The sequence below is a fragment of the Pseudomonas sp. JH-2 genome, assembly GCF_036231725.1.
In the GTDB taxonomy this organism is placed as follows: Bacteria; Pseudomonadota; Gammaproteobacteria; order Pseudomonadales; family Pseudomonadaceae; genus Pseudomonas; species Pseudomonas delhiensis.
Map to the genome: position 1 here is coordinate 1 of NZ_JAZAQP010000089.1, position 9990 is coordinate 9990.

11 protein-coding genes are annotated in these 9990 nt (G+C 67.2%); 3 read left to right on the top strand and 8 right to left on the bottom strand.

Annotation, left to right across the window (positions count from 1 at the left end):
• From VV867_RS30435 to hemJ, 6 genes are all read right to left on the bottom strand, one after another.
• Positions 1–226, bottom strand: a 226-nt coding sequence (locus tag VV867_RS30435; protein ID WP_328568395.1) for a demethoxyubiquinone hydroxylase family protein, incomplete at its 3' end; no start/stop codon positions are given.
• 98 nt (positions 227–324) lie between these two features.
• On the bottom strand, positions 325–663 hold the full coding sequence (locus VV867_RS30440; protein WP_009615667.1) for a histidine triad nucleotide-binding protein: 339 nt from the start codon (positions 661–663) through the stop codon (positions 325–327).
• 76 nt (positions 664–739) lie between these two features.
• Positions 740–1531: an SDR family NAD(P)-dependent oxidoreductase gene (locus VV867_RS30445; protein ID WP_109934858.1), complete on the bottom strand. Its 792-nt coding sequence runs from the start codon at positions 1529–1531 to the stop codon at positions 740–742.
• A 52-nt stretch (positions 1532–1583) separates the two neighbouring features.
• Entirely contained in the window at positions 1584–2678 is a 1095-nt protein-coding gene (locus VV867_RS30450) for a DUF805 domain-containing protein (RefSeq protein ID WP_109934857.1), read from the bottom strand.
• Between the two features lie 103 nt (positions 2679–2781).
• Complete coding sequence (locus VV867_RS30455; RefSeq protein WP_328568396.1) at positions 2782–3750, bottom strand: NAD(P)H-dependent flavin oxidoreductase; 969 nt, start codon at positions 3748–3750, stop codon at positions 2782–2784.
• Positions 3751–3769: 19 nt separating this feature from the next.
• The gene (gene hemJ, locus VV867_RS30460) at positions 3770–4192 is read right to left on the bottom strand and encodes a protoporphyrinogen oxidase HemJ (protein WP_328568400.1); all 423 of its coding nucleotides are present in this window, start codon (positions 4190–4192) and stop codon (positions 3770–3772) included.
• Between the two features lie 188 nt (positions 4193–4380).
• Here hemJ and argC point away from each other — a divergent pair, with 188 nt between their 5' ends.
• Both argC and erpA read left to right on the top strand, forming a co-directional pair.
• Positions 4381–5415: an N-acetyl-gamma-glutamyl-phosphate reductase gene (argC, locus tag VV867_RS30465; protein ID WP_328568397.1), complete on the top strand. Its 1035-nt coding sequence runs from the start codon at positions 4381–4383 to the stop codon at positions 5413–5415.
• Positions 5416–5561: 146 nt separating this feature from the next.
• Positions 5562–5912 carry an iron-sulfur cluster insertion protein ErpA gene (erpA, locus tag VV867_RS30470; RefSeq protein WP_009615673.1) on the top strand — a complete coding sequence of 117 codons (351 nt, stop codon included), beginning with the start codon at positions 5562–5564 and terminating at the stop codon, positions 5910–5912.
• Between the two features lie 50 nt (positions 5913–5962).
• On the opposite strand, the gene VV867_RS30475 is transcribed toward erpA, so the two are convergent.
• Both VV867_RS30475 and VV867_RS30480 read right to left on the bottom strand, forming a co-directional pair.
• Entirely contained in the window at positions 5963–7054 is a 1092-nt protein-coding gene (locus tag VV867_RS30475; protein ID WP_328568398.1) for an anhydro-N-acetylmuramic acid kinase, read from the bottom strand.
• A gap of 3 nt (positions 7055–7057) precedes the next feature.
• Positions 7058–8512 (bottom strand): peptidoglycan DD-metalloendopeptidase family protein, encoded by a 1455-nt coding sequence (locus tag VV867_RS30480; protein ID WP_109934852.1) that lies wholly within the window; start codon positions 8510–8512, stop codon positions 7058–7060.
• 185 nt (positions 8513–8697) lie between these two features.
• Between VV867_RS30480 and tyrS the strand changes: the two genes are divergently transcribed.
• Positions 8698–9897, top strand: coding sequence for a tyrosine--tRNA ligase (tyrS, locus tag VV867_RS30485; RefSeq protein ID WP_328568399.1), 1200 nt, complete (start codon positions 8698–8700; stop codon positions 9895–9897).
• Positions 9898–9990 lie beyond the last annotated feature (93 nt).

A 9990-nucleotide genomic window follows, 5' to 3' on the forward strand; every position in this document is an offset into this window, starting at 1 on the left:
GCGCCTGGCCCTGGTACAGCGCCTGGGCGCAGACCTCGCCGGTGTGGTTGATGCGCATCAGCCCGGCGATGTGGCGGCTGTCGGCCTCGTCGAGTTCGGCGTCGGGCTGCACGATGGCCGGCGACGGGCGCGCCGGGTGACCGCTGAAGGGCAGCAGGGTGCGCAACGCGGCATCGGCCTGCAGCAGGAAGCGGTCGGCGGGGGAATAGTGACGGTCGGCGGACATGGCGCACCTCCGAAAGGGAAAACAGCGGCCAGTTTAACGGATTGCCGATGACAGGTCTTGCGGCGGGGCGGCTGCGCGGCCGCCCGGCGCCTGGCGGCTCAGCCCGGTGGCCAGTGCATCTGGCGCTGGCCGAGGACGTGCATGTGGATGTGGTGCACGGTCTGGCCGCCCAGGTCGTTGCAGTTCATCACCACCCGGAAGCCTTCCGCGCAGCCCTGCTCGGCGGCCAGGCGCTGGGCGGTGAGGAGGATGTGCCCGGCCAGCGGCTTGTCGGCCTCCTCCAGGTCGTTGAGGGTGGCGATGTGGCGCTTGGGCACCACCAGGAAATGCACTGGCGCCTGCGGGCCGATATCGTGGAAGGCGATGACCTGGTCGTCTTCGTAGAGCTTGCGCGCCGGGATTTCCCCCGCGGCGATCTTGCAGAACAGGCAGTCCATGGGATGTCCTCCGGTAGGGGCGATGGTCCGCAGTTTAGCCGGCCGCGCCCGGGGAACCCAGCCCGCCGTGGCCGGCCTAGCGCAACGGCAGGACCGAGCGGTTGGCCCGCCCGGCGATCCAGCGCACCAGCCAGCGCGGCGCCAGGCGAGGGCTCCAGGCCATCAGGCGGTTGCGCCAGCCGGGGATGATGATGGCCTTGTTGCGCTGCAGGGCCTTCACCGTGATCAGCGCCACTTCCTCGGGGCTCATCATCAGCTTGCTGCCGTCCAGGCGTGTGGCCTCCACGCTGGCATTGCGGAAGAAGGCCGTGCGCGTCGGCCCCGGGCACAGCACCGAGACCTTGACGCCGTGGCGCTTGAGCTCGGAGCGCAGCGCCTCGGACAGGTGCAGGACGTAGGCCTTGCTGGCGTAGTAGTTGCTCATCCACGGGCCGGGCATGAAGCCGACCACCGAAGCCACGTTGAGTATCTGCCCGCCGCCGCTGCGCGCCATCTGCCCGCCGATGGCGTGGCACAGGCGCGCCAGGGCGAGGACGTTGAGCTCGATCATCTCCTGCTCGCGGGACCAGTCCTGCTCGACGAAGGCGCCGCCGCTGCCGAAGCCGGCGTTGTTCACCAGCAGCTCGATCTGCCGGCCGGACTGCTCCAGCTCGTGCAGCAGCCCGGACAGCTGCAGCGGCTCGGACAGGTCGCAGATACGGAACAGCACATCCACGCCGAAGCGCTGGGCCAGCTCATAGGCGATGCTTTCCAGGGCATCGCGCTGGCGCGCCACCAGGATCAGGGCCTGGCCGCGGCGCGCCAGGGCCTCGGCCAGGGCGAGGCCGATACCGCTGGAGGCGCCGGTGATCAGGGCATAGCGTGGCATCGATGGGTCTCCGGAATGGGGCGCGGATTCTAGCGCGCCCCATTGCCGTGGGCTATTGCTCCGAGGGCTCGTCGGTATCCACGGCGCTGGCGTCCTCGTCGCCCTCGTCGTCGGCCTGGGGCTCGGCGGTCGCCGCCGAGTCGTAGTCCTGATCCTGGCTGTAGGCCGCTTCCTGGGCGCGGGTGAGATAACCCTGGTAGGCGGGGATGGCGATTGCGGCGAGGATGCCGACGATAGGCACCAGGATCGACGCCCAGGCCAGGGCCACCACGCCGCGGCTGTTGGGCGGCGGCGGCGGGCCGTAGCGGTTGGCGCCGGTGGTGCCGGGCACCAGCAGCATCAGCAGGGCCATGACGCTGCCCACCACGGGAACGAAGTTGAGCAGCCACAGCCAGCCGGACCAGCCGATGTCGTGCAGGCGCTGCACGCCGAAGAAGATGCTGACCACGGCCATGCCGACGCAGGCGGCGATCAGTACCAGTCCACCCAGTGTGTGGGACACCGCGGTGAGGGCGGCGAACAGCGCGAAGGCCGGGATCAGGGCGAGGATCATGGCCATGCTCCAGCCCAGGTAGCGCACCCGGCCGATGCGGCCCTGGACGCTGAAGTACTGCAGCTCGCCGTATTCCGGCAGCGCCTCGCCGACCGGGGCCTGCGGGGTGGCGTAGGGCGACTGGGCGCGCGGCGCGGCGGGGGCTGGTTCCGCGGGTTGGGTGGCGGCCAGCTCGGCCTGGCGCGCCAGGTACTTGTCGATGATGATGCCGCAGGCGCCGCACTCGCTGGCCTTGGCCTGCTCGTGGCCGCACTTGGGGCAGGTCATCCGCTGGGCGTCGGCCGCCGGTTCCGTGGCTGCCGCGGCCAGGCTCGCGGCGCCGGGATGATCCTCGGTCTCCACCAGCGACAGGCTGGACACCAGGTCGGACTCCTTGCGCGCCTGGGCGCCGGCGTTGTGCAGCGCCTGCAGGTACTTGTCGGCCTCGCCCTCGGAAAGGTCGCGCTTGAGCACGACCAGTTGCCCGCTGAACAGCGCCTCGATGCGCGCCAGGTCGCTCTTGAACAGGCGGGCGAGGTTTTCCTTGGCGGTTTCCAGCGGCGTTTGCGGCATCAACGTGCCGTCGAACACGATCTTGTAGCGCGTTTCATCCATCGAGAGGCGTCCTTGTCGGTTGGTTGGGCTGCAGCATTTGGCTACAGCCTAAACGCAGGCCCTGGGGGCAACAAGCCAGCATGCGCGGATTTGCGAGCCCCGTTCAGGGGCGCAGCAGGCCGGGCAGGGCGCCGCCGCGCCGGAGGGCGTCGCGGTACTCCTGGTCCAGGCGCGCCACCAGTTCGTCCACCGACGGCAGGTCGCTGATGTTGCCCACGCCCTGGCCGGCGGACCAGACGGTCTTCCAGGCCTTGGCCTCGTCGTTGACCGGTTTGAGTTTCTCGCCGTAGTTGAGCTCGCCCTTCTCGTTCAGGCGCGCCATGTCGAAGCCGGCGGCCTCCAGGCTCTGGCGCATGAAGCTGGCCGGCACGCCGGAGACCGCCGGGGTGTGGATGATGTCGGCGGCTCGGGCCTCCAGCAGCATCTTCTTGTAAGCCGTGGAGGCGTTGCTCTCGCGGGTGGCGATGAAGCGCGTGCCCAGGTAGGCGAGGTCGGCGCCCAGTATCTGCGCCGCCAGGATCTCGTGCCCGCGGTTGATGCAACCCGCCAGCAGCAGCGTCTTGTCGAAGAACTGGCGAATCTCCGCGACCAGGGCGAAGGGGCTCCAGGTGCCGGCATGGCCACCGGCGCCGGCGGCCACCGCGATGAGCCCGTCGACCCCGGCTTCGGCCGCCTTCTCCGCATGGCGGCGGGTGGTCACGTCGTGGAACACCAGGCCGCCATAGCTGTGCACTGCATCGACCACCTCGCGCACCGCGCCCAGGCTGGTGATGACGATGGGCACGCGGTGCTCCACGCACAGCGCCAGGTCCGCCTGCAGGCGCGGGTTGCTGTGGTGGACGATGAGGTTCACGGCGTAGGGCGCCGCCTGCGGGGCGTCGGCCAGGCTGGCCTCGATCTCTTCCAGCCAGGCCTTGAAGCCGCTGCTCTCGCGCTGGTTCAGCGCCGGGAAGCTGCCGACGATGCCGCTGTGGCAGCAGGCCAGCACCAGTTGCGGGTTGGACACCAGGAACATGGGCGCCGCCACCAGGGGCAGGCGCAGACGGCGGTCGAGCAGGGCGGGCAGGGACATGGGAGGCTCCGGACAGGATTCAGAAAGGTTTGACCACTACCAGAATGACGATGGCCAGCAGGAAAAGCACAGGGACTTCGTTGAACCAGCGGAAGAACACGTGGCTGCGGCGGTTCTCGCCACGGGCGAAGCGCTTGAGCATGGCGCCGCAGGCGTGGTGGTAGCCGATCAGCAGCACCACCAGGGTGAGCTTGGCGTGCATCCAGCCCTGGCTCAGCCAGGCCGGGGTCAGGTAGAGCATCCAGGCGCCGAGCAGGATGGTCAGGACCATCGACGGGCCCATGATGCCGCGGTACAGCTTGCGCTCCATGACCTGGAAGCGCTCGCGGCTGGCGGCGTCCTCGCTCATGGCGTGGTAGACGAACAGGCGCGGCAGGTAGAACAGGCCGGCGAACCAGCAGACCACTGCGACTATGTGCAGGGCCTTTATCCACAGATACAGCATCGATAGCTCCTCGGGTCACGGTTGCGCTGATAGTAGTGGCAGCCCCGTGCCAGCGTCATCCCCGAGAAGTCGCGCGCCGCTGCCGGCGACTCGTCGCCCGCGGCGCTTCGGCCTGTTCATGCGGGGCCCGCGCTCTTATCATGGGCGGCTCTGAGTGAGCCCCTTATTGGCGGAGTGACGGACAGATGATCAAGGTCGGTATCGTAGGTGGTACGGGTTACACGGGTGTGGAGCTGCTGCGTCTGCTGGCCCAGCATCCCGAGGCGCGCGTCGAGGTGATCACCTCGCGCTCCGAGGAGGGCGTGAAGGTCGCCGACATGTACCCGAACCTGCGAGGCCACTACGACTACCTGTCCTTCAGCGTGCCGGACGTGCAGCGCCTGGGCGCCTGCGACGCGGTGTTCTTCGCCACCCCGCACGGCGTCGCCCATGCCCTGGCCGGCGAGCTGCTGGCCACCGGCACCCGTGTCATCGACCTGTCCGCCGACTTCCGCCTGCAGGATGCCGAGGAATGGGCCAGGTGGTACGGCCAGCCCCATGGCGCGCCGCAGCTGCTGCCCGAGGCCGTCTACGGCCTGCCGGAAGTCAACCGCGAGGCGATCAGGTCGGCGCGCCTGATCGCCGTGCCCGGCTGCTACCCCACCGCCGCCCAGCTGGGCTTCATCCCGCTGCTGGAAGCCGGCCTGGCCGACACCTCGCGGCTGATCGCCGACTGCAAGTCCGGCGTCAGCGGCGCCGGCCGTGGCGCCAAGGTCGGTTCGCTGTTCTGCGAGGCCGGCGAGAGCATGATGGCGTACTCGGTCAAGGGCCACCGCCACCTGCCGGAAATCAGCCAGGGCCTGCGCCGCGCCGCCGGGGGCGATGTCGGCCTGACTTTCGTCCCGCACCTGACGCCGATGATCCGCGGCATCCACGCCACCCTCTACGCCCAGGTGGCCGATCGTGGCGTGGACCTGCAGAAGCTGTTCGAGGAGCGCTACGCCAACGAGCCCTTCGTCGACGTGATGCCGGCCGGCAGCCACCCGGAGACCCGCAGCGTGCGCGGCGCCAACGTCTGCCGCATCGCCGTGCACCGCCCGCAGGGCGGCGACCTGGTGGTGGTGCTGTCGGTGATCGACAACCTGGTCAAGGGCGCCTCCGGCCAGGCCATCCAGAACATGAACATCCTCTTCGGCCTGGACGAGCGTCTGGGCCTGTCCAACGTGGCCCTGCTGCCCTGAGGCGAGCCCGGGCTCCCATTGCGGGAGCCCGTCCCCGGGGGATGTTCGACGAAGGATTGACCTGGCTTAGTTGACCATTTTTCTCGGGTAAGCGGATAATAGCCCGCAATGTTGTAACGTACGGCCTCGGCCGGGAGACATCTGACATGACCATCGAGACCTTCACCCCCACCCCACTGATCTTCTCCAACGGGGCCGCGCACAAGGTGAAGACGCTGATCGACGAAGAAGGCAATCCGCGTCTGAAACTGCGCGTCTTCGTCACCGGCGGCGGCTGCTCGGGCTTCCAGTACGGCTTCACCTTCGACGAGGACACCGCGGATGACGATACCGTGGTGGAGCGCGATGGCGTCAGCCTGGTGGTCGACCCGATGAGCTTCCAGTACCTCGCCGGCGCCGAGGTGGACTACCAGGAAGGCCTGGAAGGTTCGCGCTTCGTGATCAAGAACCCGAACGCCGCCACCACCTGCGGGTGCGGTCAGTCGTTCTCGATCTGAGTCGGCCGTAACGACGAAACGCCGCGCATCTGCGCGGCGTTTTCGTTTGTTCAGGCGGGGTAGAGGGCGCCGAGTATCCGCGGCCCGGCCGCGCCCGTGACTTCCGGGCGGTTGCCGGGCAGGCGCTCGAGGAAGCGGTGCGCCAGCCAGGCGAAGGCCATGGCTTCCATCCATTCCGGCGCCACGCCGTAATCCGCGGTACTGGCCACCTTCGCCTTGGGCAGGTGCGCCGCCAGCCGTGCCATGAACGCGCCGTTGAAGGCGCCGCCGCCGCACACCAGCACTTCCTCGCAACCCGGCTGCGCATGCAGCAGGGATTCGGCGATGCTGCGGGCGCTGAGCTCCAGCAGGGTGGCCTGCACGTCCTCGGCGGGGAGGGCGGGGCCTTCGGCCAGCTTCGCTTTCAGCCAGGGCAGGTTGAAGCGTTCGCGACCGGTGCTCTTCGGCCCGCGGGTGGCGAAGAAGTCGTCGGCGAGGAAGCGCTGCAGCAGTTCGGCATTCACCTGGCCGCTGGCCGCCCAGGCGCCGTCGCGGTCGTAGGCGTCGCCGCGCTGGTCGTGGATCCAGCTGTCCAGCAGCACGTTGCCCGGGCCGCAGTCGAAGCCGTGTACCGGCTCGCCGGGGGCGAGCAGCGAGACGTTGCTGAAGCCGCCGACGTTCAGCACGGCTCGCTGCCTTTCGTTGCCGAACAGTGCCTGGTGGAAGGCCGGTACCAGCGGCGCGCCCTGGCCGCCTGCCGCGACGTCGCGGCGGCGGAAGTCGGCCACCACGTCGATGCCGGTCAGCTCGGCGAGCAGGGCGGGGTTGTCGATCTGCACGGTGAAGCCGCGCTGCGGTTCGTGGCGCACGGTCTGGCCGTGGCTGCCGACGGCGCGGATGGCAGCGGGTGTCAGTCGCTGGCGTTGCAGCAGTTCCTGGATACCCTGGGCGGCCAGGCGCACCCAGGCGTTCTCGGCGCAGGCGCCGCGGGCTATCTCGTCGGGGCCGCTGGTGCACAGGGCCAGCAGCTCGGCGCGCAGGTCCGGGGGCATGGGGATGTAGTGGGAGGCGAGCAGGGTGGTGGCGTTTTTACCCTGCTCGACCAGGGCGATGTCCAGGCCATCGAGGCTGGTGCCGGACATCACCCCCAGGTAGAGCGCCATGGCTCAGCGCTGCTGCTCTTGCTGCTTGTTCATGGCCAGGGAGGTGGGCTTCTCCTGGTCCATGCGCGCCATCAGCGGCTGGGTCTGGGCCATGAAACGCTTGCGGTCCGGACCGGCCAGCGGGTCGGCCATCGGCAGCTTGGCGCTAAGCGGGTCGACATACTGGCCGTTCACATGGAACTCGTAGTGCAGGTGCGGGCCGGTGGCCAGGCCGGTCATGCCGACGTAGCCGATGATCTGCCCCTGCTTGACCGCGACGCCGCTGCGGATGCCCTTGGCGAAGCGGCTCATGTGGCCGTAGACGGTCTGGTAGGTCGAACCGTGCTGGATGACCACGGCGTTGCCGTAGCCGCCCTTGCGCCCGGCCTCGACCACCTTGCCGTCGCCGGTGGCCTTGATCGGCGTGCCGATGGGGGCGGCGTAGTCGACGCCCTTGTGTGCGCGGATCTTGTTCAGGATCGGGTGCAGGCGCCCCATGGAGAAGCGCGAGCTGATGCGGGCGAAGTCCACCGGGGTGCGGATGAACGCCTTGCGCATGCTGGTGCCGTCGGCGCGGTAGTAGCTGGTGTTGCCGGTCTTGTTGGTGAAGCGCACCGCGGTGTATTCCTTGCCGCGGTTGATGAAGCGCGCGGCGAGGATGTTGCCGGTGTCCACCTGGCGGCCGTTGACCACCTTCTTCTCGTAGATCACGTCGAACTGGTCGCCTTCGCGCAGGTCGAGGGCGAAGTCGATGTCGTAGCCGAAGATGTTCGCCAGGGCCATGATCAGGTCATGGGACAGGCCGGCTTCTTTGCCCGCGGTGAACAGCGAGCTGTCGATGCGGCCATGGGCATAGGCGGTGTGCACGTCCGGCTTGACCAGGTCGCGCTTGAACGCATAGCCCTTGGCGGACTTGTTCAGGCTGATGGTCTCCAGGTCGCTCTGCTTGATGCGCAGGCTCTGCAGCTCGCCTTGCGGGCTGACCAGGAACTCGACTTCATGGCCGACGTCCAGGCGGGTGAACTGCTTGGCGTCCTTGCTGCTGGCCAGCACGTCGTGCACCAGGCCGGCCGGCAGGCCCGCCTTGGCGAAGACGGTGGAGAGGGTGTCGCCCTTGCCCACGGTCACGCGCTTCCAGGCCGGTTCGGCGGGCGTGGCGGGTTGGCTGTCGTTGGAAGCCTTGAGTTCTTTCTTTTCTTCTTCCGCGTCTTTTCCGGCGCTGTCGTTTTCGTTCTGACCTTCGATCCGGGCGAAGGGGGAGCCTTCGCCCTCGGTGACCTGCGGGCTTCGCAGGTCGTCTTTTTCCTGAATGATGCGGTCGGCACCGCTGTCCAGCTCCAGATTGAGCGTGGTCTTCTTCGCCTCGACTTCACTCGAGGGGAACACCAGCAGAGCCAGGCTGAGGAGCGCTGCTACACCGCTTGCGGCCAGCAGATGGCTCTTCGGATAGTAGGGCGCTTTCTGATTCGATTGCGTCATGGCGTGAGTGGTGTTTTTGGAATGTGAAATAACTGCCTAAAATATAACCAAATTCCCCTCGAAGCAAGTCTATCGCCCAGGGTTTGACGCCATTTCCCCGTACGCCGGGCAAAACTTGTTTTTAGTGTCCGATCTTGTATGGTTGGTTCCCTTTTGATTGCCGGAAAAACGGAACGGGAACTGTGATGAAGTCGGTCGAAGAGCAGCTGGCGCTGATCAAGCGTGGTGCGGATGAACTCCTGGTGGAAGCCGAGCTGGTCGAAAAGCTCAAGCGCGGCCAGCCGCTGCGGATCAAGGCGGGCTTCGACCCGACCGCGCCGGACCTGCACCTCGGTCACACCGTCCTTATCAATAAGCTGCGCCAACTCCAGGACCTGGGTCATCAGGTGATCTTCCTCATCGGTGACTTCACCGGGATGATCGGCGACCCCAGCGGCAAGAGCGCCACCCGTCCGCCGCTGACCCGCGAGCAGGTGCTGGAGAACGCCGAGACGTACAAGTCCCAGGTCTTCAAGATCCTTGACCCGGCCAGGACCGAGGTGGCGTTCAACTCCACCTGGATGGACAAGCTGACTCCGGCCGATTTCATTCGTCTCGCCTCCCAGTACACCGTTGCCCGCATGCTCGAGCGCGATGACTTCAGCAAACGCTATGCCAGCAACCAGTCCATCGCCATCCACGAGTTCCTCTATCCGCTGGTGCAGGGCTACGACTCGGTAGCGCTGCGCGCCGACGTCGAGCTGGGCGGTACCGACCAGAAGTTCAACCTGCTCATGGGGCGCGAGCTGCAGCGCGCCTACGACCAGGAGCCGCAGTGCATCCTGACCATGCCGCTGCTGGAAGGGCTGGACGGGGTGAAGAAGATGTCCAAGTCCCTGGGCAACTACATCGGCATCCAGGAAGCGCCGGGCGTCATGTACAGCAAGCTCGTTTCCATTCCGGACACGCTGATGTGGCGTTACTTCGAGTTGCTCAGCTTCCGTTCGATGGACGAGATCAATGCCCTGCGCAAGGACGTCGAGGCCGGTGCCAACCCGCGCGACGTCAAGATCAAGCTGGCAGAGGAGATCGTCGCTCGCTTCCATGGCGAAGAAGCCGCCGCCAGCGCCCACAAGTCCGCGGGCAACCGTCTCAAGGAAGGCGAGCTGCCGGAAGACATCCCGGAAGTGGAAGTGGCTGCCACCGAAGACCTGCCCATCGGCGCCGTGCTGAACCGCGCCGGCCTGGTGAAGAACTCCGCCGTGGCGCGCGACCTGCTGGGCGCCGGCGGCGTGCGTGTCGATGGTCATGCCGTGGATCGCAGCTTCGTCTTCAAGGTAGGCGCTACTCATATAGTGCAGGCTGGCAAGAAGGCGTTCGCGAAGGTCACTCTGTTGGCCGAGTGAAAACTTTCAGAAAAGTGTTGACGGGCATTCTGAAGTCCCTATAATGCGCACCACTCCCAGCGACGAAGCGCTGAAAGAGCTTGAAAATCAAGC

Bases quoted from the DNA above. Each gene is read 5' to 3' on its own strand.
- VV867_RS30480 (WP_109934852.1), bottom strand. From the start codon at position 8,512: ATGACGCAATCGAATCAGAAAGCGCCCTACTATCCGAAGAGCCATCTG.
- VV867_RS30455 (WP_328568396.1), bottom strand. From the start codon at position 3,750: ATGTCCCTGCCCGCCCTGCTCGACCGCCGTCTGCGCCTGCCCCTGGTG.
- VV867_RS30445 (WP_109934858.1), bottom strand. From the start codon at position 1,531: ATGCCACGCTATGCCCTGATCACCGGCGCCTCCAGCGGTATCGGCCTC.
- erpA (WP_009615673.1), top strand. From the start codon at position 5,562: ATGACCATCGAGACCTTCACCCCCACCCCACTGATCTTCTCCAACGGG.
- VV867_RS30475 (WP_328568398.1), bottom strand. From the start codon at position 7,054: ATGGCGCTCTACCTGGGGGTGATGTCCGGCACCAGCCTCGATGGCCTG.
- VV867_RS30440 (WP_009615667.1), bottom strand. From the start codon at position 663: ATGGACTGCCTGTTCTGCAAGATCGCCGCGGGGGAAATCCCGGCGCGC.
- tyrS (WP_328568399.1), top strand. From the start codon at position 8,698: ATGAAGTCGGTCGAAGAGCAGCTGGCGCTGATCAAGCGTGGTGCGGAT.
- argC (WP_328568397.1), top strand. From the start codon at position 4,381: ATGATCAAGGTCGGTATCGTAGGTGGTACGGGTTACACGGGTGTGGAG.
- VV867_RS30450 (WP_109934857.1), bottom strand. From the start codon at position 2,678: ATGGATGAAACGCGCTACAAGATCGTGTTCGACGGCACGTTGATGCCG.